This window comes from Crinalium epipsammum PCC 9333 (assembly GCF_000317495.1).
Taxonomy (GTDB): domain Bacteria; phylum Cyanobacteriota; class Cyanobacteriia; order Cyanobacteriales; family PCC-9333; genus Crinalium; species Crinalium epipsammum.
In genome coordinates, this window is the sequence record NC_019753.1 from 722,205 (window position 1) to 744,525 (window position 22,321).

General features: G+C 38.2%; 26 protein-coding genes. 11 read left to right on the forward strand and 15 right to left on the reverse strand.

Going from position 1 to position 22,321, the window contains the following annotated elements:
• Nucleotides 1-263: 263 nt before the first annotated feature.
• The 4 genes from CRI9333_RS03060 to CRI9333_RS03075 are packed head-to-tail and all read left to right on the forward strand — an operon-like array spanning nt 264 to nt 4,768.
• Nucleotides 264-1,346, forward strand: coding sequence for a tyrosine-type recombinase/integrase (locus CRI9333_RS03060; RefSeq protein WP_015201711.1), 1,083 nt, complete (start codon nt 264-266; stop codon nt 1,344-1,346).
• 4 nt (nt 1,347-1,350) lie between these two features.
• Entirely contained in the window at nt 1,351-3,234 is a 1,884-nt protein-coding gene (locus tag CRI9333_RS03065; protein ID WP_015201712.1) for a tyrosine-type recombinase/integrase, read from the forward strand.
• Complete coding sequence (locus CRI9333_RS24685; protein WP_015201713.1) at nt 3,218-4,246, forward strand: DUF6262 family protein; 1,029 nt, start codon at nt 3,218-3,220, stop codon at nt 4,244-4,246. Before CRI9333_RS03065 ends, CRI9333_RS24685 begins: the two co-directional genes overlap by 17 nt.
• A gap of 42 nt (nt 4,247-4,288) precedes the next feature.
• Nucleotides 4,289-4,768 (forward strand): hypothetical protein, encoded by a 480-nt coding sequence (locus CRI9333_RS03075; protein ID WP_015201714.1) that lies wholly within the window; start codon nt 4,289-4,291, stop codon nt 4,766-4,768.
• Between the two features lie 362 nt (nt 4,769-5,130).
• On the opposite strand, the gene CRI9333_RS28020 is transcribed toward CRI9333_RS03075, so the two are convergent.
• The 4 genes from CRI9333_RS28020 to CRI9333_RS03090 all read right to left on the reverse strand — a co-directional run bounded on the left by CRI9333_RS28020 (nt 5,131) and on the right by CRI9333_RS03090 (nt 7,449).
• On the reverse strand, nt 5,131-5,253 hold the full coding sequence (locus CRI9333_RS28020) for a hypothetical protein (RefSeq protein ID WP_269667510.1): 123 nt from the start codon (nt 5,251-5,253) through the stop codon (nt 5,131-5,133).
• A 71-nt stretch (nt 5,254-5,324) separates the two neighbouring features.
• The gene (locus CRI9333_RS03080) at nt 5,325-6,107 is read right to left on the reverse strand and encodes a leucine-rich repeat domain-containing protein (RefSeq protein WP_015201715.1); all 783 of its coding nucleotides are present in this window, start codon (nt 6,105-6,107) and stop codon (nt 5,325-5,327) included.
• Nucleotides 6,108-6,262: 155 nt separating this feature from the next.
• Nucleotides 6,263-6,682, reverse strand: coding sequence for a hypothetical protein (locus tag CRI9333_RS03085; RefSeq protein WP_015201716.1), 420 nt, complete (start codon nt 6,680-6,682; stop codon nt 6,263-6,265).
• Between the two features lie 227 nt (nt 6,683-6,909).
• Nucleotides 6,910-7,449: a toxin-antitoxin system YwqK family antitoxin gene (locus tag CRI9333_RS03090; RefSeq protein WP_015201717.1), complete on the reverse strand. Its 540-nt coding sequence runs from the start codon at nt 7,447-7,449 to the stop codon at nt 6,910-6,912.
• 762 nt (nt 7,450-8,211) lie between these two features.
• Between CRI9333_RS03090 and CRI9333_RS03095 the strand changes: the two genes are divergently transcribed.
• Together CRI9333_RS03095 and CRI9333_RS03100 are read left to right on the forward strand one after the other, a co-directional pair.
• Entirely contained in the window at nt 8,212-8,664 is a 453-nt protein-coding gene (locus CRI9333_RS03095) for a hypothetical protein (protein ID WP_015201718.1), read from the forward strand.
• Nucleotides 8,665-8,734: 70 nt separating this feature from the next.
• The gene (locus tag CRI9333_RS03100) at nt 8,735-9,298 is read left to right on the forward strand and encodes a hypothetical protein (protein WP_157462257.1); all 564 of its coding nucleotides are present in this window, start codon (nt 8,735-8,737) and stop codon (nt 9,296-9,298) included.
• Nucleotides 9,299-9,456: 158 nt separating this feature from the next.
• Here the strand turns inward: CRI9333_RS03100 and CRI9333_RS03105 are convergent, their stop codons facing one another.
• Entirely contained in the window at nt 9,457-9,777 is a 321-nt protein-coding gene (locus tag CRI9333_RS03105) for a hypothetical protein (protein ID WP_015201720.1), read from the reverse strand.
• A 36-nt stretch (nt 9,778-9,813) separates the two neighbouring features.
• Nucleotides 9,814-9,957 (reverse strand): ATP-binding cassette domain-containing protein, encoded by a 144-nt coding sequence (locus CRI9333_RS25500; RefSeq protein ID WP_083890022.1) that lies wholly within the window; start codon nt 9,955-9,957, stop codon nt 9,814-9,816.
• Between the two features lie 113 nt (nt 9,958-10,070).
• On the opposite strand from CRI9333_RS25500, the gene CRI9333_RS03110 reads away from it, so the two are divergent.
• Together CRI9333_RS03110 and CRI9333_RS03115 are read left to right on the forward strand one after the other, a co-directional pair.
• Complete coding sequence (locus tag CRI9333_RS03110; RefSeq protein WP_015201721.1) at nt 10,071-10,361, forward strand: hypothetical protein; 291 nt, start codon at nt 10,071-10,073, stop codon at nt 10,359-10,361.
• Nucleotides 10,362-10,576: 215 nt separating this feature from the next.
• A complete protein-coding gene (locus CRI9333_RS03115; protein WP_015201722.1) occupies nt 10,577-10,816 on the forward strand; it encodes a hypothetical protein in 240 nt (79 codons plus the stop codon).
• 392 nt (nt 10,817-11,208) lie between these two features.
• Here the strand turns inward: CRI9333_RS03115 and CRI9333_RS03120 are convergent, their stop codons facing one another.
• Nucleotides 11,209-12,204, reverse strand: coding sequence for a hypothetical protein (locus tag CRI9333_RS03120; RefSeq protein ID WP_015201724.1), 996 nt, complete (start codon nt 12,202-12,204; stop codon nt 11,209-11,211).
• A gap of 52 nt (nt 12,205-12,256) precedes the next feature.
• Here CRI9333_RS03120 and CRI9333_RS26090 point away from each other — a divergent pair, with 52 nt between their 5' ends.
• The 3 genes from CRI9333_RS26090 (at nt 12,257) to CRI9333_RS26500 (ending at nt 13,899) form a co-directional block, all read left to right on the forward strand.
• The gene (locus CRI9333_RS26090) at nt 12,257-12,565 is read left to right on the forward strand and encodes a hypothetical protein (protein ID WP_015201725.1); all 309 of its coding nucleotides are present in this window, start codon (nt 12,257-12,259) and stop codon (nt 12,563-12,565) included.
• A 702-nt stretch (nt 12,566-13,267) separates the two neighbouring features.
• Complete coding sequence (locus tag CRI9333_RS03130; protein ID WP_015201727.1) at nt 13,268-13,645, forward strand: hypothetical protein; 378 nt, start codon at nt 13,268-13,270, stop codon at nt 13,643-13,645.
• Between the two features lie 71 nt (nt 13,646-13,716).
• Nucleotides 13,717-13,899 (forward strand): hypothetical protein, encoded by a 183-nt coding sequence (locus CRI9333_RS26500; protein ID WP_157462258.1) that lies wholly within the window; start codon nt 13,717-13,719, stop codon nt 13,897-13,899.
• Between the two features lie 277 nt (nt 13,900-14,176).
• Here CRI9333_RS26500 and CRI9333_RS26505 read toward each other — a convergent pair whose 3' ends face one another.
• The 8 genes from CRI9333_RS26505 to CRI9333_RS03160 all read right to left on the reverse strand — a co-directional run bounded on the left by CRI9333_RS26505 (nt 14,177) and on the right by CRI9333_RS03160 (nt 22,301).
• Entirely contained in the window at nt 14,177-14,335 is a 159-nt protein-coding gene (locus CRI9333_RS26505) for a hypothetical protein (RefSeq protein ID WP_157462259.1), read from the reverse strand.
• 134 nt (nt 14,336-14,469) lie between these two features.
• Nucleotides 14,470-15,597, reverse strand: coding sequence for a site-specific integrase (locus CRI9333_RS03135; protein ID WP_015201728.1), 1,128 nt, complete (start codon nt 15,595-15,597; stop codon nt 14,470-14,472).
• A 331-nt stretch (nt 15,598-15,928) separates the two neighbouring features.
• Entirely contained in the window at nt 15,929-16,057 is a 129-nt protein-coding gene (locus tag CRI9333_RS28025) for a hypothetical protein (RefSeq protein WP_269667511.1), read from the reverse strand.
• Nucleotides 16,038-16,595 (reverse strand): tyrosine-type recombinase/integrase, encoded by a 558-nt coding sequence (locus tag CRI9333_RS03140; protein ID WP_157462260.1) that lies wholly within the window; start codon nt 16,593-16,595, stop codon nt 16,038-16,040. Before CRI9333_RS03140 ends, CRI9333_RS28025 begins: the two co-directional genes overlap by 20 nt.
• 204 nt (nt 16,596-16,799) lie before the next feature.
• Nucleotides 16,800-17,699, reverse strand: coding sequence for a TnsD family Tn7-like transposition protein (locus CRI9333_RS03145; protein ID WP_015201400.1), 900 nt, complete (start codon nt 17,697-17,699; stop codon nt 16,800-16,802).
• Between the two features lie 14 nt (nt 17,700-17,713).
• Nucleotides 17,714-19,312, reverse strand: a complete 1,599-nt coding sequence (locus CRI9333_RS03150; RefSeq protein ID WP_015201399.1) for an ATP-binding protein — start codon at nt 19,310-19,312, stop codon at nt 17,714-17,716.
• Nucleotides 19,302-21,461, reverse strand: a complete 2,160-nt coding sequence (locus CRI9333_RS03155) for a Mu transposase C-terminal domain-containing protein (RefSeq protein WP_015201729.1) — start codon at nt 21,459-21,461, stop codon at nt 19,302-19,304. Before CRI9333_RS03155 ends, CRI9333_RS03150 begins: the two co-directional genes overlap by 11 nt.
• 33 nt (nt 21,462-21,494) lie before the next feature.
• Nucleotides 21,495-22,301 (reverse strand): heteromeric transposase endonuclease subunit TnsA, encoded by an 807-nt coding sequence (locus CRI9333_RS03160; protein ID WP_015201398.1) that lies wholly within the window; start codon nt 22,299-22,301, stop codon nt 21,495-21,497.
• Nucleotides 22,302-22,321: the final 20 nt, after the last annotated feature.

Sequence of the window (22,321 nt, forward strand, 5' to 3'; positions counted from 1 at the left end):
GGATGGGGTTTTATCGTCAACGTAAATATAAGGGTTACAGACGCTCAAATTTTACAACTTTTTATATTTCTTACTAAAATCAATCCACAATTTTGACCTTTTATCACACAATTTAATTCCCTAGGAAAATAGTACAAATGAAAACAACAGTCTCTTAAAAAAATTCTATAAAGTAAACAACAACATATTGACTTATAGATCTTTACTTCATAGAATAATTACAGCAAACTTTTCTACACTGTAAACAAAGTCTACAAAGTGCTGTGAAAGTTCAACGGGTTCGCATCCCTAACAGCGACAGAATAACCTGGACAGTGCTGGACGATAATTACTTCCCTATCCGTCCGATTGAACAGTTTATTAGCTACTTAGAAAGCATTGAGCGAAGTCCTAATACAGTTAGGTCTTACGTCCACCATCTCAAGCTGTATTGGGAATACCTTGCAGATACAAGCAGAGATTGGACGCAGGTAGGGCTATCAGAACTGGCTGATTTTGTCGCATGGCTAAGAAATCCTCAACCTGGAACTACTTCCATGCAAGAGCAAGAATCAAAACGTACTGAGGCGACTGTAAATGCTGTAATTACCTCAGTCTGTATGCTCTACGATTTTCAAGAACGTCTGGGCGTTGTAGAAAATATTCCACTCTACAGAACGACTATGCAGCCAGGAAGACGTTACAAAAGCTTTTTGCACCATATCAACAAAAGCAAGCCAGTTAGAACAAAGCTAATTAAGCTCAAAGAACCGAAACGGATTCCGAAAACTTTAGCGACTGAGCAAGTCAAGCAATTAATTGATGTCTGCGAAAGGATCAGGGATAAATTTTTAATTGCGCTGCTCTACGAAAGTGGAATACGCATCGGGCAAGCTCTGGGATTAAGACATGAAGATATTCGCTCTTGGGATAATCTAATTTGCATAGTTCCTAGAGAAAATAATGCTAATGGAGCTAGGGCAAAAACTAGAAATACCAATAACATCCATGTTTCTCAGGAATTAATGGGTTTATATACTGAGTATTTACTCAAAGAATTTGATGACATTGACAGTGATTATGTCTTTGTAAACTTATGGGATGGAGTTATAGGAAGACCCATGAAATATGGGGCAGTAGCAGATTTATTTGAAAGGTTAAGCAAGAAAACTGGTATTCACGCACGTCCTCATATGCTGCGACATACCCATGCAACAGAACTAATTCGTAGTGGATGGGATGCGGCTCATGTACAAAAAAGGTTGGGACACGCACAAGTGCAAACAGTCCTTAATACCTACACTCATCTTACTAATGAAGACATGAAAACAGCTTATCAAGATTACTTAAACAAGAGAGATAAATAGTTCTATGAAAGTAAATGCTGCCTCATTAAAATTATCTAAGTCTAAACAAAAAGAGCTAGAAAGTTTATTGGTTGGTTATTGGGCGCAAGATACCTGGAAATTTGGTGAATGTTCTGTCCAAGACGGATACAAAGATTACTCTTATGATAGAGCAATTAAATTCACCTGCTCCTCCTCCACTTTGAACAGTGAATTAAAATATGGTTGCTGGCAAAAATTAGAACGAGGTGATTGGAAAACTAAGACACTATGGGGGAAAGTAGGAAATATTAGAGATATTTGCAACTGGATAAACCAATCATCAATGAACATTGGATCTTTTTTAGAAAGAGATTTAGCTACTCTAGAAATTTCTTTTCGTTCATATTTAGTTGAAATTGGCAACTTTAGATTTTACAAAGGTATTAATTTAGATAAGGAGCAAAAAATTCGTGAATATGTAAACGATGGTGATCAAATACACACTTTACGCCAAGTGTACAAAGTAATTCAAGAATTTTCTGATGACAGAGATGAGTATGATAGGGATATTTGGGATATAAGAAAATTAGGTTATTCATCTAATCCTTCTCAACCAATTCACAAATTAAATTTTTCTAAAATCGTTCAACCTTGGATAAAATCAGCGGCGAAAAAATTTATTAAGTATAGCTTATCAACCCACTCAGTTGGCGAAGCTCAAACTAGATTATCGAAAGTGGGCAATTTTTCGATTTTTTTAGCATATTATTATCCAGATTTAGAACCATCAGAAATCAATCGAGAATTAATTCTTAAATATCTAAGTCAACTATCGAAAACGGGTTTATCAAGTGTGAATATACGTAGGCATATAGGTTGCTTGAACACATTTTTAGAACTATGCGCTAGAGAAGGTTGGGCAGATGTGCCAGATCAAAGGCTTATCTACAATGAAGATTATCCACGTTTAAGCCAAAACAAACCTCGCTTTATACCAGAAAATGTATTAAGTCAACTTAATGAACATTTGGATAAATTACCGCCTCATATTATGCGGATGGTAATGATTATTCAGGAATGTGGAATGCGAATTAGTGAGCTTTGTTGCTTACAATTTAACTGTCTTAGCCAAGATGTTCACGGTGATTGGTTTTTACTCTATTATCAATTCAAAATGAAAAAGGAACATATTATTCCAATTTCAAAAGAAATAGTAGCTGTTATTCAAGAGCAACAGGAATACGTCAGGCAAGAGAGAGGTCAGGATTGTAAATATTTATTTTTTTCTCCCAGAGCGAATCGTGGAGATAAACCTATTAAACAAGCTCAGTTCACTAATGCACTTAATCAAGTAGCTTACGAACAACAAATTAGGGATAGTTCTGGAAACTTGTGGCGTTTTCAAGCACATCAATTTCGTCACACAGTCGGTACACGCATGATTAATATGGGCGTTCCACAGCACATCATTCAGCGTTATTTAGGTCATGAATCTCCAGAAATGACTAATCATTACGCTCACATTCACGACCAAACCCTTAAAGAGGAGTTCGCCAAATTCAAAAACAAGATTGTTGATATTGCAGGAAAAGTAGTTGAACAAGAAAACTCCATAAGCCAAAATCCTGAAGTGCAATGGATTAAGAAAAATATTTTGGCTCAATCACTACCTAATGGTTCATGCGCCTTACCTGTCGTAGCTGGTCAATGTCCACACGCCAATGCTTGCCTTAGCTGTACTCATTTCCGCACTACCTCCGAGTTTCTAGATGAACATAAGAAACAGTTAAAGCAGACTAACAAAATTATTGAGACAGCTAAAGCTAATAGCTGGCAGCGTCAAGTCGAGATGAACGAGAAGGTTAAACAAAGTTTAGAAAATATTATTAACTCATTAGAAGGGGACTCTAATGAAACACCAACGTAATATTGAAGGGTTGCGCCAAAATGCTCAGAAGAAAAAACAAGATGCAATTGAGCGTACAGAAAAAGGAATTCAACAGTTAATTAAAGAAGGTCGTTCTATTAATTTCAAAACTGTTGCTGAAGTTGCAGATGTTTCTACTGCTTGGCTTTACAAAGAGCCTGAAATTAAAGCACGTATTGAGCATCTTAGAGATCAGGGAACTAGAAAAAAGAAATCAGTTCCTACTCATCAAAAAGTTTCTGATGCCTCTAACAACTCCAAATACCAGGCTTTAAAGCAACGGATACAGAAGGTAGAAGCGGAGAATCGGGGATTACGAGATCACCTAGAAGCAATTCATGGAAGACAACGTTCTTTAGTAGATGAAAATGAAGGGTTACGCCGAGAAATTGAGCGTTTAACAAAACTACTGGCTGAGTCTAGGGCAGAAACTGAGAGTCTGAGGCAAGGTTCCAGTTTGCCATCTCAATCCAATGAGCAAGCATCTGAGTTAGATGAGGACAAGCCTAAACATCTTGCGAATAAAGTTACGCCGCTTAAATCATGTCCAACTCATGAGGTAGCCCCAGAAAAAGCTCAGAATAAATTAGATCTGATTAATCTGGTTAAGCAACAGTTTGATGCTCTGGGAGTTCAACTGAATTCAACATTAATTAAAACTATTAAATCAGCTTCAGAGGAAACAATCATTAATGCCGTAAAAGCATTTGAAGAAGCTCTATTAACTGAAAATATCAAGAAGCCTGGGGCATGGCTTAAACGAGCAATCGAGGAAGGTTGGAAGCCTAATGAATCGCTTTTAGCCTCATGTGTCCAGGGTGAAGTGCAAACAAAAGATGAATTTTCTCAATGGTTTGAATTGGCTAAAGCACAGGGAAGGGTTAAAGCTAAACAGCAAACAGAAACAGAATTCTCTGTTCAAGACAATGCAGGGGAGTGGGCATCCTGGGAGTCTTATTTGGAGAGTGGTTGGACGCTGGAGTATTTGAAGAGAAGAGCAAAGCAGAGATAGTTTTTGGTTTTTAAATTTTACCCGCAATAAACTTATTAACTCATGATTTCTGACTTAGAAATATCTATCGAAGACATTGATTGGTTTGCTATTGATAGTATCGGTGAAATAGCTTGGCTTACTTCGGGTGCTTATGGAAGCCTTCCTTCAAGCGTCCGTAAGTCTCGAAACGATTTAAACACGCTTCTAAATTTTTTTGAAGAGTATTTAGATATAACTACTGAAGGTCAAATAGATTCAAAAGCCTTCGATAATGTTATATTGATTTCAGATACTCCAGAAATAAGAGCATCAGTATTCTTTTGGAATTTACAAATTGCTTCAAAAGGATTATATTCATACGATTCACATGATGCCGTACCCGTGTCTGAAGAATACTTTAGGGTGAGCTTCCCAGTCCAACCAATTACAATAAAAATACTTCCAAAAAAAATTAAGAACATTTTGAACAATACTATATTGTCAAACATAATTTTTCGAGAAAGTAGAACAATACAAAAAGCTGATTTCGTCAATCGTTAATAATGTTTAAGCATATATAATCTATGGATATCAAAAAGCTGTCAGAATTTATAGAGATTTTTCATGCAAACAGAGAAGCTGATAATATTATCATAGCTGAAATTTTATGATTTTTACCATAATGTGGCGAATCCGCCACTTTATGCTTCCAAATTCAACTTGCCACATTATGCTTCCAAATTTTCATCATGACGTTGCTTTCAGTCTTGTATAGGGCATCATTAAAAGAGTGCAAGTTAGTGAGAAGCAACAGACTGTCACAGCACAAGCAATTGCAAGTAAAGTATTAGAGCAGTTTATTAATGAGCTAACTGACGGTACTATTTCTTGATCGTAAGGAAGCAATCTGAACTTAGGTAGTCTCAAGGTATTACCTTGACAATATCTGGAAGTAGGATGTGAGTAGCAGACGGCTCAATCCCGCTTGAAACGCCAATAGTGTCTCCGCGCTTATCTAGCCCAATTATGTAAAGGCTGAAATCCATACAGGACAACTGCTTTTACTACTGGTTGTCCCTGGTTGCACGAACCTTCTATTTACGCCGATTTAAAAATACTAATACTCTATTTCGATCGGTCTATTAAATTTATTTGTGATCTCGGAAATATTCAATAAATTATTTCCCTTAATGCCTAAAAAAGTTAAGTTGGTAAGGTTAAAAAAACTGTCTGGAAATCCAGTTAAATTATTCGACCCTAAATCTAGACGCTTTAATTGGGTTAAATTACCAATATTATCTGGTAAACTTATTAATTGATTACTATACAAATCTAACTCTACCAGCGAAGTTAATTTTGTTATATCATCTGGTAAATTAGTTAACTTGTTCAACGCCAAATCCAGACGTTTTAAGTTGAAGGCGTTGCCAATACTCTCTGGCAAATCGGTTATTTCATTTGCGACTAAACTTAATTCCTCTAAATTAGTAAGATTTCCTATACTACTTGGTAATAATTTTATATTATTTTCGTCTAGATATAGTTTTCGTAAATTGATCAGCTTCCCAATACTTTCTGGCAAGAACTCTAACCGATTTATTTCCACATATAGTTCATTTAAATTAATCAGATCTCCGATACTATCTGGCAAGCAAATTAATTCATTTCGATTGATATTAAGGGAACTCAAACTAGCTAACCTGTTAATATTGCAGGGCAAGTAGTCGAGTTCAATTCTGTACATATCTAGTTCAGTTAGAAAACAATCTATATCATCACAAGATTCAATTAAGATTTCTACTTCTTTACCTGTCATTGTATAGTCAGATAATACTAGAAAAAAATCTTTATCTCTATTCGTTATTTGTACTAAGCTTTGCAACTCCTCTTGACTCATCATAGTAGATTTTTAAAAATTTTTCTTTTTTAAATTAATAAACCGTTAAAAGATACAGGATGGATATGGTCAATATTATATATTATACAAATCCTTCGGGATCTATATAATCCCAGCCTTGATCACCTTTAATTCCCCATATAATAACCTACCTCTGCTTAATAGTAAATATCATCCATGTATTCGTCTGATTCTTTAGCCCATAATAAATCTGGATTCAACCTGGATTCTGCATAGAAAAACTCAACAGCTTGAATCATTTTTTCTTCACTGACAAAGTTATGATAGTAACATTTGATTTCCGCTCCACCTAATGATACTTCTACAATAAAATCATCTTTTTTTTCTTCAGTCAGTACATAATAATCATAATCTTCTTTTCCCATACCATACACATGATAACCATATTCTTTTTCGTAGTAAACATCTAACAAACAAGTTTTTGTTCCTTGATTGTTCTTTAATTCCAAACATGGATCGAAGAGAGATTTGAACTTCTCTCCTTTCAGTAAATCTACAATGCCGTTCAGATCGAAATCTAGTTTTTCGTTTTTCAAGAATACTGTGAAAGAACTCATTGTTTTTCTTGTTGCTACTGTTTCAATAAAGTAGAAATATATTTAGTAGAAGCTAATGCACCATTAATTACTTGTGGTGCTACAATTATTCGAGTGTGACGAGCGAATTATCGAATATTAAAGAGCGATCTTAAGTATAACAAGATCGAAAGAGCAAGTCGAAGTTATTGCTCCGTAAAGACTTGTCTGTGGATTTACCCACCCTACAGATGGCTTCACATTTAATCCTACAACTGAATAATTAGATCGTTTTGCTCTTGTAAGAAATCTTTCTCATAATAGATCAGGTTTGAAGGATGAGTAACAATATATGCAGCGACATCCTGCTCGAATTCGACTAATTCAGGTGGTTTCTCATAGTCAACATAATCAGATCTAACACTTTGTAAATAACGATAACTAGGATGAGATCCATCTTCAGGCAAAATCCAATCTTTAATCAGTTTACCAGATTCATCCCACTCTTTTGTCCATATTCTTACTCCAAATTCTGAAAAAAATTCTTTTTGCAATACTCCATTTGGATACCATATTTTCCCTAATCCTTCATCTCCGCCATTTCGCATAGGTCGATCGTATTCTAGCTGACCATTAGGATACCATCCTCTGAATAATACCCACTTTAATCCGTAAAAATAGGCAGCTTCATCAACAATTTTTCCATCAAGAGCAACTTTATAGGTAATCCCCTGAAATGGTTTTCCTTCATATATGTATTGACACATAGCATTAGCATCAACTTTATCGTCATGAATTCTAATTAACATTTATTTTTCGACTCCAATTATTCTTGAAGAAGATGGGTAGTAGGGTGAACAGTGGCTAGATTCCAGTTTTGAGTAACAATTCCACTTTGATAATAAAAGTTTAAATTAATTACTTTCGGGCTACATTTTTCGACATCTAGCAATCAATACTTATTAATTGTTAGCCATTATGTTTAATTAGCACTACTATGGCACTGTTTTACGCTCACATTCAACTGTTTAAAGGTTTAAAGTGATAAATTTACAGCCTTGTAACGACTGCCATTTTAAAGCCATCCGCCAAGACGGGACAAAACGTTAACCAAGCCATTAGCCTGATCGTTGTAGAATCACTCTACTTTGTAGACATACAAATAAAGTGAAACGTTTTTGGTGTATGCGTTGTTGTTGTTGGGGCTAAAGATAATATCTGTACTATTTTGAATTCGTCAATTTAATTCCCTAGAAAAATAGTACATACCTACTATCAGTCAATTAACAGATTTAATTTCCTAGGAAAATAGTAAACTCTACTGCTTTCCTAGGGAATTAAATTGAGGAAGTAGTTAGCGGTACAGTTGTACTATTAATTGATTCATTTAACAACTGGATAACGTTTAACCAAACATTTATAAACCAACCACCGTGTAACACAATAACGGGGGTTTTTTAGGCATATCAAATTAAAAATAATTGTACAATAATTCTATAGCTTAAATACTACCGCTATCGCTATTTGTTGTGGATATTCGGGTAACAAAGGAATTCATTAATTGACCAAAAATGGAAATACTAAAATTAAAAGTTCCACAGATGAACCAGCAGCAAATCTGCTCATTCATTAATGCAAGGTTTGCCGAAGAAAGTTGGTTTACCCCGATCAGTGCTTACGAAGAAGCAGAAGTAATCATAGATAAGTTCCAAAAACCTAGAACTTTTGATAAGGTTTTCCCTGACACATACACCTTTGTCGGCAACCAATACTACGATTGCGATTATTTAGCAGAGGAATCAGGATTTACCCCAGTCAAAAATTATCTAGTGCTACTGGGTTCTGCGTCAGTATACAAAGAGCTAGACCGGATAGTGTATATAGATCCCTGCGTATATGCAGAAGATCGCGATATGCCACCAGTACCACATCCGAAAACTATGAGGATATCATTTAAACAGTACAGAAAAATGCTTGATAATCTCAAGAAGGAGATTGAGAAAGCAGAAAGCCTAGTCAATTAATATGCTCAATTTAAAACAATAAATTAACACCTAACGGTGTTTTTTTTTGACCTTTCATTCCTTGAAAACCATGCTAAAAATGATCGGCAGACTCAACAGCGAGAGCCAAAAAATTTTAGTAAAAAGATCAACATTGCTGATCGAGAAGATGGAGCAAGATGTTTCTCGCTATGCACCAGGGCGGCACCGGATATGGCTTTTTCATCAAGCCAATCTACAAATGCCGCCAGAAACAACGGAGGCATATTTTGATCAATTCTTTTGGAAAATAAGCCAGAAAATCTATCCTGGCTGCCAAATTGCGCTACTAACATTTGGCGGCAAATCCAATGAAATAAACAGCGATGCTCGGATAGATTGGCATCGAGATCATACCTACGCAGAAGAATTAGCTTTTGGAATCAATTTCGGCGGAAAAGCAGAATTTGGCTATGATTTTAATCGGCAGGCGGGCGACAGAAGAACAATAGAACTCGCACCAGGCGATGTATACAAATTCAACTGCAAGCACACGCACGCGCTACTATCACACGAGGCTCAACGCTTTAGCTTAATCTTATGGAAGATTCGGAAAGATAAGCGATACCCTGGATTAAAGATTTGCGATCGCATATCTAAACTACTAACTAAATAACACGCATAACATAAACTATATAACTGCCGCAGCGCAGTTATTATTTTTACAAAAGTGAACTACCTACAGTATTACTACCCTTATTGTTAATAATTAATAAATAACTAACCCCCATTAATGTCGGGGGAGGCACAAAACATCAAAATACACTATAGATTTCACAGGTACAAAGGGTAAAAAACATTATACAAAGGCGAAGTTTTACCACTTTCGGTTTCCAAGTCAATCAAATCAATCAGAGAAGCTGCTAATGCTAAGAGTACAAACTCATAATCATCAGTCATAGCTCGTAGCCAAGAACAAACGGTGTACAGATGATCCTGAAATAGCAAACCAGCCTCATCAATCAGAACTATTATTGATGAATAAGGAAGCTTTTTAATAGCCCTACCAAGATAATATCCCTGCAAAGAATCATCCAATTCTAACAAGTCTGCAATCGCAGCATAGAACTCTTGAGGAGACTTGATTAGCTGCATATCCAAATAGATAGTTTTAGTTAGCTTACCCTTGACTTATATATTCAGATCTAGAATTTTACGCAGTAAAGTAGTCTTACCAGCCCCAGACTTCCCAACTAAATTAACTTTCCTCCCCTCAGTCAAATATTCTTCTATTTCTCTATGTATCTTTTGATTATTTTGTAATTGATTAACCATTTTTATTACCACTAATAACTGTCAATAGTTTAACATAGTAAAAAGCAAACTTAAGAGGTATAGAAATGGCTAAATTCAAACTACTGCACTAAACATTAAATACTGCCGACACAATGGATTTAAGTTTTAAAAATTTTGAACCATCAGCACTAGCATTGCTCAAGCCAATAGCAATAGAAGCAATTAAAAAAGGTTCAGTGCGAATCATTGGTTGCCCCGAAACTGATGCAGAGTGCAAAATCTATTTACTGAATAACTCTGATGCAGAGGGGTATGTAAACTTGCCTGAAGGCGGTAGGCAATGGGGCTACCTTAAACACTTCTTGAGCCGCCAAAGTGGTATCAGTCAAAACACTAATAGGACACGCTACAACGTAAAACACCAACTTGCTCACTGGGTTTAATTGTTGCACCTATCTTAAACACAGCAAGTAACCAAACTTAGTAGATGCGATCGCACCCGTACAATCATGCGATCGCGTAATTCAACAAAATAGGGAGCTATCACTCTTCTAAATGCCTAATGCACAATTAACTTTTCAACATAAAAATGGGGAGCAATTGAAACATTTGAAACCTAGAAATCTGAAATAAACCTTGATAAAATCACAGCAAAAAAATGAAATATTTTCACCACGTACTCAACGGAACAAAGGAAAGGGCGGGAGTCCCCCAGTTTCAGATTTACCAAAAACTAAATCCTAGCCAGTCCCAACTGGACGCAGCAATTGTACTAGCAAGTCAACAGGGATTTATCAAAATCAACGCACTTTCTATAGTTCGTAAAGGCATTGAAGTTGATTTAGACGGTGCAATGCTAACCACCGCTTACCTTGAAATAAGTCAAAAAGGAAATTAAAGAGATTGAGTAAGAAAATGCCAGATAAAATTAAATACCCAACAAGTGACTTGGAATGTATACGCTACATAGTGGAAAATTGCCACGACTATTGCCTTGATAATAACCAGCATTCAAAAAGTCAACACCTAGAGCTTAATTATCAAACCAACAGCACTCAATTTTACGATTTACGACACTTCCTTAGCCTGCAAAACGTCAGAGCTATATCCGAGTCCACAAGCTACAAACACACCACTGTTATATACGATATTTCCAGTCAAATAGCAGGCTGGATCAACACTTTAAATAATGCGGAAAATAGTAAGGGCGTACCCAACTAGCATTTCCGCGCATTAATCAGTTGTACGGTAATTAGAACAAATTGATCCTGATAATTAGTAGCTTGTTTACTACAAATGATCGGGATCAGTTATATTCAAAAAATCATCTAGAACTTCATAAGTCAAATGATGTTTGATAAAAGCAGCAATAAAAGTTTTAGGTCGCCTCATATTGTTATAACAAGGGGCTTTTATAATAGCCGCAAGTTTCTTTAATTTAAATTCTGTCAACACCCCAGAATTAACCAGTTCATAAAGTTCTTCCTCAGTAACGTAGTTGCTAATACCAGGATCGGAAGCAACATCATCATCATTACCAACATCAATAAGAGTTTCAGTGTCCTCAACAGGAATTACTAATTGCACATCACTATTAATAGATTGTTCAACTGTTTCAATTTCAATTTCTTCATCATCAGCTTGTAGTTGATCGTTATCATTAGAGCGATCGGCAACAGATTCCCATTTTGAGATATAACAATCAGCATTATTAACATGGGGATAAGGATCTCTGTCCCACTTCCCCTCAGAAACACCCTGTTCTAAGGCATTTGAAACTATTTTAGATATAACTTCATATTGTGGTGATTGCAGCTTCCCGTAAAGACTTCTGACAATAAAATCCAATTTGAGAATCCTGCCACTATGCTCTTTCAGTAAAAGAGCGATAGCCGACGATAAGTCTAAATGCTGATAGGGTGGCAGCAATTGTAGTTCCTGTTCCCGATCAGGAATCGTTGCTGTTGAAGCGAAAGTTTGTGACTGTTTTGCCCCATTTAACTCGACAGCTAATTGGCTTGAGCTAAAACCATTATTACTACTCCCGTTTTTACCTTCTTCGTGACTTACAGCATGAATTAAACTCGGCTCATTGGCTACAGGTTCCGATTGCAACGGCTGCAACTGCTCTAATCCTGCCAACAACCCTTCAGCATGAACTAACTGGCTTTTGGCTTGTTCTAGCAGTTGTGAGTATTCTGTAACCTTAGAGGAATAAAAATCTCGCAGTTCTCTGGTAGTAGCTAAAGCCGCAGTGAAATTGGGCGGTACAAGTGGAGATTGCATTTCTTAAGCGTCTGCTTTAATGGAATCATGTAGATTTATTTAATTCTAGACAATGAAAACAAGAACAATAAGCAGACCGCGATTTATAGGACTGGGTGGCACTAAAACGGTGAAAGTCAAGCCCCATGAACGCACCATACATGAACGCATTTATCAATTTATCTGCCCCGAATGCGATCGCGCCGCAACACGCCCAACATTCGGCCCCTGCCCGAAATATTGCTTGGAATGCAGCCCTCCTAAAGTTGTTAAAAAGAAACCATTAGATATAGATAGCAACTTACCGCAGACAATTGATGTGAAATCATCAGTTGTAGTTGAGCAACTTTTGTTAGAAGGCGGTCAACTGGTTAGTCGGTAGCATATTTTTAAAAATAAACGCGCTTTTAACATCACGCTCATTATTAGGGAAATTACAGAGTAATGTGGAGTACCCGTGGTGGAAGTACTGCCAACCAATTAATAGGGATGATGTTTATAACTATGCTTCATTACCTACTAATGTTCAGCTTCACAGGGATTAAAGGTACTGCGAAGCTCTGCGAGCGCGAGGAATGCGATAGCGCCTTCCCTAATATACTACATGGTATTACATTACTACAAAATTTAATCCCATAGAACTTTTTTCACTGTTTAGTTCTACGGGATTAAATTTTCCCCTCTAGTTTTTTGGTTTTCTGTATTAAAACTTTTTGGATAACCAGTTGGCACGCGGTAACAAGCGATCGCACTTCTCTTTTGAAGATTATAGAGAAATGTTTAAAGTTATTAGGAAAGAACTTAAAAGGGAAGAAAGCTTATTAGATTAACATTAATAGTTAACACTAACCCAACTATTAATGGTTGTGAGATAGCTACTTAGACTTTCAGTGTAGGGAGTTCCTACCGCAACAGGTTGAATTGTTTTCCTTAAAAACTTTCTCCCTTGCATTTTTAACATTTATACTATTTTAAATTAAAATTTATATATAGTTTGTAAAATATTAAGTAGTTTGAAAATCATAATTTATTCATACTACTTAAAATACTAATAAAGCAATTTCAATTGTTGTAGGTAAGCAGTATGGCTAAATTAACTGTAGAAATTATAGACAAAAACGAAGTACGACTCATTCGCCCAGACAACTACGAAAAAGTGAGAGAGGAATTAGCTCATATAGTCGATCCAGAATTTTACATTTCTACCAGATATACACAACCAGAACCTAAAACCAGAGCTTTCAGTCAAGCGATCGCAAAAATCAAGAAAATGTTGATTAAATACCCAGATAACTTGTCTGTTTATTATTATCTGGGTTTACTTTATCAAGCAGTTGAAGAAATTGACATAGCGATCGGTTTAACCACTTTACCAGCAAGCCTACAAAACGCTATCAACCAAGGCAAAATTAAGTTCATTCAAAATTCAATTCTAAAGGACACTACACATTCTGCTTTGTAGCTCTTAATGCCGAAACATACGAGACATTAACCAAAGAAGCAGAAGCTATAACAAAATCAATTTATGCTAGTTTGAAGATATTTTGCTTAAGGTTCTACACTGAGAGCGATCCACTACCTCAAGAGAAAAACCTCAGCACAATTGGAGGATATTTCCTATTAGGTGACACCTGGTTCTACGAGATGAACAATCAAGAGCATCCTCACTACTTAGAAATTATCCCAGGAAAGTTACTGGTAGCAGCCAATAAATAAGCGACTGTGGCTCAATACGCCTATATTTCAAAGCTCCTAAGCCTGAATACAATCGGTTGATTCATAAGTATCGTTACCAACAACAATGGTAAAAACAAACACTGATTCAATACCCAAACACCCTGCTAATTAGCGGGGTTTAATTTTGCATTTATAATTTTTTATTTAACCCAAATAAAATTATAATTTTAAATACTAAGGCTCATATACTGGCACTTGGTACAACAAGGTTTTAAACACCAAAGCGATCGCTACTACAAGAAGCACCGCCACCACATCAACGGTCGTGCGATCGCATTTCTACACTCCAATGCTTAAATCTCAAGTTACAAACAACTCCACTAACCTTAATAAATGGAATACCAAAACCGCTTCTTTCAAACCAAAATCTACTACCAAAGCCTCCCATTGTTGTTCGCTTTAAGTAGTCGGACATAAATAATGTTAACTGTATTAAGTTTTATGAGGCTGTCTAATTGCTTTGCTGTCAACGATCGCACCACTCTTACAAAAGTTAACACAGCGTAGATTACTTTTGTCCGACTACTTTAAGAATGTTGCTCTCTAAAGTCAATATGTGAGTATTGGCGGTAGAGGTCGATTAGCTCTAGCCATTATTCTTTCAAAAGCCTGGTGCTGATGTTGGTCATCTAACCAAGCATGATAAGTCTGAATATGCACTGCCACCGAATGACCCATTTGCTTGGCAGCTAACGATACCTCCAACCCATATGCCATACTCCTAACTGCCCAAGCATGGCGTAAATCATAAGGACAAAAAGGTACTTCTTGCCGCCGAAAATATTGCGATACCCTCTGTCCCAATTCCTTATTATTTCTACCCGTACACGCTGGTACTTTTATATCAAATAAACACCATTGTTCTACCCATTCTGGATGTAACGGCCATATTTTTCTCGCTCCAGTTTTCCCATCTAATACATGAAGCACCCCAGATCCTCGCTGAAAATCCGCAACATCTAAATGAAATACCTCATGAGGTCGCAGTCCATAAGTCGCCAGCATCCCAAAACACCAGCGCCATGCTGGATTAGAAATAGTTGCATACACCGAAGCTATAGTTTGATCTGATGGCAGTACCCGTTTGCTTACTTTCGTCGGAGAATAATTACCACTAAACCGTTTAGCGTCAAACTCCACACCTGCAAATTTAGCTAAGATATCCAATGCCAAACAAGTTTTCTGACGCATCCGTGTATCTGGTTGTGTGCCTTTAATCACTTGCATCATCACATCAGGTGTCAGAAATTTTTCTAATGGCAGCCTCTGATAAACTTCTAAATAATTCGTTTGCCAAGTAGAAAGTGATTTAGGATTTTTAGCTCGCCTCATGAAGTAATCAGTTTCCAAAGCCGCAACCCAATCCGCAGTTGTTTGCACCTGTGGTTGTTGAATCTTCTGTCGTATATACGGCAGCCAAGAAAACTCACCACTAGCTAACAAACCTCCTACTTTACGTGCCTCTTTTTCAGCACTACGTACTCCTTCACTTGTGGCAGATATGCCCAAAGCAATTTCTTGTTGGTGTGGTTGACTTTTGTTAGCTCCAGGTCGTGGTGGCAAAGTGCCTCTTAAATACAACCGATTTCCTTTGGACAGGATGGTTACACCCATCTGACCTACCTTCAGCCTAGAGTTCACTTGCTGTAATTGCGTCCCAAATTTATTAGCTTCCATTCTTATTACTTCCCCCTCTTCCCCGCACCCTGCCTACCTCCCTCTAAAAAGGGTATATTATTTAACACGGACACCAATACCAGTAAGACTTTCTGCCTCCGCCAGTTCAGTATTAGTTATCTCAAAGTAGGTGGGATATCAAATTATGTCTATCTGTTGAACCAGACAGGAGGACATAAGTAATTCCTTATGTTTTCTAGGTTAACCCAACTCTTATCTAGCATAAGTTTAAGCGAAAACGACTATTGATGTATAAGTAGCTGCAATAGTTGGCTTCACTAACTTTTTCCCTAAAGTTTTGAGCCAGCACAATTACTGATATTAGAAAAATCTAAGTGTCAAAATATACATTTTCAGCTTTTGGGGCGATCGCCCCTTTTAGTTCGCCGATGCGCTCCAGCGTTGCGGAATAAGTGCGATCGCACAGGTATGATTTAACCTTAACCTTCCGCAAAATCATGCCAGTGCGGTGGTGATAACCAAAAATTCTTGGGTAGTAATTCCGAGTTAGGATAAGCCTCAAATGCCCAAAACATATATTTGGCTGCATGAAGATAAGAATTTACCCCAATAAAGGAGCGTATCCGCTCAATGATTTGCCAGATGATATCTACAGTGGGCTGGTCAAGCAATTCAACTTGTTGCAATTCCTGAACTGATAGTTGATTAACTGTGCCAAACTTCTGCCACACTAAGTTGCATTGACTTAAAGTAATTTCGGGGTATTGCAAGAGTAAAAGTGCAGCCCGATAAATTGCTCCTGAATGCCTCAACATATACGGATGGATTGGAAATTCTAAACCTGCTGTAGTTCCTGCGACTTTGACAATATGATGGAGCGATCGCGTAGATAATACAGAACGACGTTCTGAGGGAAATAGTAACATAGCACCCTTGTATTCTCGTGCCAACTGGCGTAAAGCTTTAACTTCGGCAGGGCAGAGAAATTGGATGTCGGGAATTAGCTCTCTACTGTATGGCCCCCTGTATACAGACAATAAAGTTGTATCCTAAAAAAGCTCAGAACCCTTGATTTTAGGTAGAGAATGAAATTGATCAAGACAATAAAGTCGTATACTGGAAAGCCATAGCGTCAAAATTTACGCCGAATTTTTGACAATAAAGTTGTATACTGAACGTTTGATTACTACGCAGCCTGAAGGAAAGCTTTGAGGCTGGCATCTCAAAAAATTGTGGCTACTTTAAGTCAGGAAAAAGTCTTGGGCAGAACATCGTAGTAGATGAATCAATAGTAGATGGCGCAAGGGATGCTGATGCTGTCGCCAATTTTGGAGAGTTATGGTTATCCAACTTGGTTCTGCGGACAGGTCAAATCCGCATTGAAGCTGTTTTATGCAATCAACTGGATAAGCTTGTTCAAAACTATTGATCAGTTGAGGCATAGCAAAGAAGCCCCGAGAATTAGCAAATCCAGCAGAAATCATCAGCTGGACGTAGCGATTACGGATAAACTGTTGATCAACAGTTTGATGCGGTTGGCTCAATAGCCAAGTGGCATCATGAGCAATTTGCAAAAACAGTGGATGTATTGAATGTGTATTCAAAGATGGTTCTACTTCAATTTTTGATAATGCCTGTTCTGCTGCAATACATTGATGTTGTTGAATGCTAATCTGGCTGCTTTGTAGAAACTTTCGATGCACTGGACAAATTTTGACACCAGGCGCTTGATGAAGACGGTGCCAGTAGCACTCACCAAACTGTTTTCTATCTTGAAGAACACAAGTTGGACAAAACTGGAGATATTTGGGGATACCTGAGCGAATGAAAAGAGTTTTTTTCTCAGATAAAGCCATCCTTGAATAAATTTCATTGGCCGACGTTAGAGACAAAAAACGACTGTAAAAGGGGAAAAGAGTGTGTTCATCTATGAAGCGGTCAACAGTATAACGGTGACCAGGAGGTAAAGCAGCAACGAGCGCCTTGAGGCGACAGGGCATGGCAACTGTCACTTTGACAACTTTACCAAATAGCTCACAGACTGTAGTTTGCCAACGTGCATAACCAACAAGATGATGAAATCGAGCACAAATGCTGTAAAACAGTTCATCAGGGTAAGGGTCAGGAAAAAAACCTAACATAATTGCAAAAACAATTAATATTCAGTAGTGGGTTGAATTAAACCAGCAAGTTTTAGAGCTTCATAACCAGAAATTTGATGTGCAGTACCGATAGTTACAATCTCTATTAAAGTAGTAGCATTATTAGCTGTTTCTCTTGTGATTAGCTGTGGTTTATTTGTGATTTTTCTTCTAGGCGAAGAAGTTTTGAGTGGAAGAGTTTCTGGAATAGCTGCTGCCAACGAGGTTGATTCAGTTATCTCTCCTTGTTGTTCAAGCGAGGTCGCAACAAGTAGATTATGATCTACAGACTTCGTTGTAGATGCCTTTAAACAGTTAAGATAATCCACCTTTTGAACAGTAGATATTGCCTCTTGAAAGAAAGTACCCAGTTCAATGGGATGAACATCTTCAAAACCTTGAAGCTGCTGTGTCATACCAGTTTTTAAAGCATTGAGTACTGGATTAACCAGGCGTAAACTATCACGAGCTACCGATTGAATAATTGCCTTGGTAATAACTTCCTTCCCGGTAGTAATCGCTCGCAGTTGTGCCAGGACATAAACTTTTACTGCCAAGTCTGTAATACCTTGTGTAACTTCATAAAGAACTTGGCTAAACGTAGGTGTGAGCGGGCAAAGCTTTTGAACATATTGATAACGCCACAGCGATTCAATAAATAACTGCCAAATTTCATCATTTGCCATCCTGTCCCAAATTAGATCCCCTTGACCAGTGCCACGACGGGAGGAGCGAAACTCACCACTCAAAACCGACCAAGCTTTGTAAGTTCCAACTAAAATAACTGGTACGCCAATAGTGTTAACCAACTGGACAAAAAAGTTGAGCATGAGACTTGCTCCTCCACTTTTGGCAGAACTTAAGTGTTGGATTTCGTCAATTACCAGCGCCCCCAAACAATGTAAGGAAGCGACACGTGCCATTAATGGAATGAGTGCATCTACGTTGGGTCGCCCTTTCTGATAGTTTTTGTAATATTGTGTTCCTAATAAGTCATCTACAGCTTGAAAAAAGTTCAGGCATAAACCACGAATCGAACCATCAAAAGGACAATCCAATTTGAGCCACACTAATTGCTGGTGGGTAAAATCTCGATTCCGGTAATGATTGTGAATAATGACTTGGGGATAGAGTGAAAGAATTGACTCGACCGAGACGGTTTTACCCACTCCACTCATACCGATAATGGTAAAACCATTTGCAGTTGAGCGTCCTAGATGGGAAACACTTCCTTCTTGGCTTAATGACATCACTCCCTGGTTTAAGTTACCCCAAAAGCTAGGGCGCTGGGGATTGCGAGCCTGGTATCCGGTGCGAATCAAACGTGAAAACCTCTGTTCTAAATCGAGGTGAACCGGGAGCGGTGCAAAAAATTGTAGAGCACTTTGAATCAAATGGACGCGTAGGTGAGATGGCCAAGTCCGTTGAACTGGGTCATAACTGGGATAGTGTGCCAGCTTAGTCAGTGCTTCTTCGCTTGTGAGAATTTTTGGTAAAGCTTCAATGAGCGGATTATCCTGATAGTTAGGGATCTGCGGGTCTTTGTAAGTTGCTATCTCCAAACGCCCTTTACCTACTAATAAGGATGGTTGTGCTGATAGTTCAGGGTTCATCGTTCCAAGATTCCTCTCTAAGACGACGTAGCAGGTCTAAAGGTTGTGGGGGTGGCACATACTCTTCATTGGTTTTCTCTGATAGGGAACTGTTGTTTTGAGGCTCTGTGACTCCTAGCTGCCAAGCCAAATCGGAACGTTCCTGCTCCCGCTCAGTGCGCCGAGTTTCCCGAATACCTTGAATTCGGCTCTGTTTGCTGGTTGAACTTTGGTGTAATTCAGAATGTTGTACAGCTTCACTAACAAGCTGTTCTACTTGAGCGTGAAAAGTGGCAGTTGTTTGAAGAGAACGACTGTTTTCGGCTGCCATTGCCAGTTTTTTTTCTGCCCAATAGTCAATCGCCTCATGCCAATCACGACCGCTAAAGGTTTTTGAACATGGTAGTAGGTGACAAGTTACTATTTGGTTATTATTATTTAGCCGTAAATAAATTTGCTCAAGTTGACGAGGGTCATAAGCAACTTTGACTTTCCAACTCCCTTGCACTCTAGCTTTGACAAACCACTGTTGCTGTAGCGCCAAATCGCAGGTGTAGAGTAATTTGTGACAGCGGATACCCTTTGGAGTAACGGTCGCCTCGGCGGAGGGTAATAAATGCAAGCGCATCATGTCGGTGCTACTTGTGCGTAAATGACCAACGCGATTGCGGACACCCCAATGCCAAAGGTCAACTGGGTATGGTTCAACTGCATCATTAATCATAAATTCGTCCATCTGATATCCCTGAAGACGATGATGCTGATTATGGTCAAGGATGCAGAGAATCATTAGCTTTCGGAATTGATGCAGGTCTAAAACTGCATCAAGCCGATAGTCTCTATCTCCTCGCGAACGTTTGTGGTGGACAGCCCCTGGCAGAAAGCGAATCAATTTATCATTACAAGTGCGGAAATGCCTTTCGACAATGGCTTTCCAATCTGGTCGGTAGGGAGGCGTATTAGCTACTCGGATGTTAAGTGCGTTGACTAGGTTATCGGCGTTATAACCTTCAAATTCACCTCGATCTGCTAAGATGGCTTCTGGACAATGACGGCTTGGCCAATCTGCCGAATTAATTTCAATACCAAACTCGTGACAAAATGCTACTTTGTCTGCCGTAGCATTTTCTAGTGCTAGCATTGCTCCCAACCAACTTGGCCCTTCAAGGCTAACGCTAAACCCGCTAATCAGTCGGCTGAATACATCAATCACCAAATAGATCACAGGTCGCCCAATGATACGATGGCGATTCAAGGAACTCACTAAATAAACATCCCCAATAGTGGCATCAATTTGGTATAACGAACCAGGGCCAAATGCCATTTGTGTTGAATCACCCAGCAATGCCCGATGCTGTAAATTGAACTCTCGTTGCCCCAAGCGAGATTGAAGTGTCTTGCTCAGGTCTTGATTCTTGAAATACCAATAACGAAACTGCCTATAAGTTGGTAATTCTTCAGCAGGTGGCAGTATCGGTACCCACACCTGATTGTGCAGTTCATATCCTTGATGAAAAAACTTGAAGAGCGTCAGTTGATAAGCGTCTTTTAGGGTTCTCCCAGTAGCATTTTCGTAAAATAAGCTAATTCCTCGGCGAAACCGTTCTCGCATCTCAACATCAATATTTACTCCCTGATGTTGATTTGTGATCTGAGCTAATTTGCCGGGGCGTCCCCGTTTTTGCTCCCCACATTGCCTTTCCTTGGCTTTACCACCGCACTGGTCAAAGCGAGGAAGAAGAGCATTTTTGTTCTGTCCCCCTTGCCAGTACTGGCGCAAATATTTGTAAATTGTCCTTTTCGTGCATCCTTTTTGTGCCATCATCGCCAAGATTAGAGCACCGCGTTCTTTTGGTATAAAGACTCGCTCATCAGATACACAGTTGCCAATAATCGTCCAAGCTTTATCTCGATGCTGTCTATAATGTACTGGAATTTCCAACTCTGAAAGTGCTGAAAAAGCGTAGGAATCTATTTCTAAAATACGCAGTTTACTTGTAACTAAAGCTTCTAAAATATCAACCATTCTCTGCCATATGGGTAAAGCTTTTGTACTACACATTTCAATAGTTACAACCCAGTTACCTGCTGGCTCTATCCATAACAATCGTTCAATTTTAGGTGGTGTCAAGCCGACCCATTCTAATAGCTGATTTACATACAAATTCATCCCATTTTTCCTACTTTATTCGTTGTTTAATTATCAAGGCTTGAGCAATACTAATGGTTCTTGAGGTTGAATGGGCTGGTTAATGTCAAAATCCCATGTTCTGTTAGCAAGTAAATAACGAGCAACGCTTAAGCTAGTTCCTGGAATAAATCCCAGCAAATCATCACTCTGAGCCGTAATCTCTGCTAAAGATTGACGGCTGTATCTAATTTTTTCAGTTAGGATCTTATTAATACGGTTGATCTCCCACTTACTCATATCTTTGAGATCTGTTCTTGAGCCAAAGGGATGTAACCAAGCAACATTTTTTACCAGTGATTTGGGAATTTCTCGTTCAGTGACGATTCCCCAATTAATTCCTCTTCTTTGCCAGTAGCGACGCTCAATTTCTAGTTTTTCTAATTTGCGTTTTGATTGGAGATCCCAAGCGTATTTAAGCGTGCGAGCTTGCTCGACAATTTCTAGACTAGAATTAGTACTAATAACAAAATCAGTTGTCATAATAATTGGATTATCTGTACCGGGAATTGTGGGATACCGAAAACCACACTCCTCAGCTATACTTTGTGTTTCTGTTAATGGTAATAGTGGATACTGCTCTCGGATATCATTAACTATTAATGACCATTCAAGTACGTAAAAATAACTTAACTCTAGTTCACTGAGTAAGTGATGTATGCGCTGGGTTTTCCATCCTTTAATCCGACTACAAGTACCAGTTGATGCTACATCTTGGATAGTCAACCACGGCTTGTAATTAACGCCTCTGCCCTGACCACGACCTTCTTTAATGCGTTCTTCTATGATTTCTGGCGTTACAGATCTTTTACGTTTAGCCATTTTTTTGCTGAAAGATAATT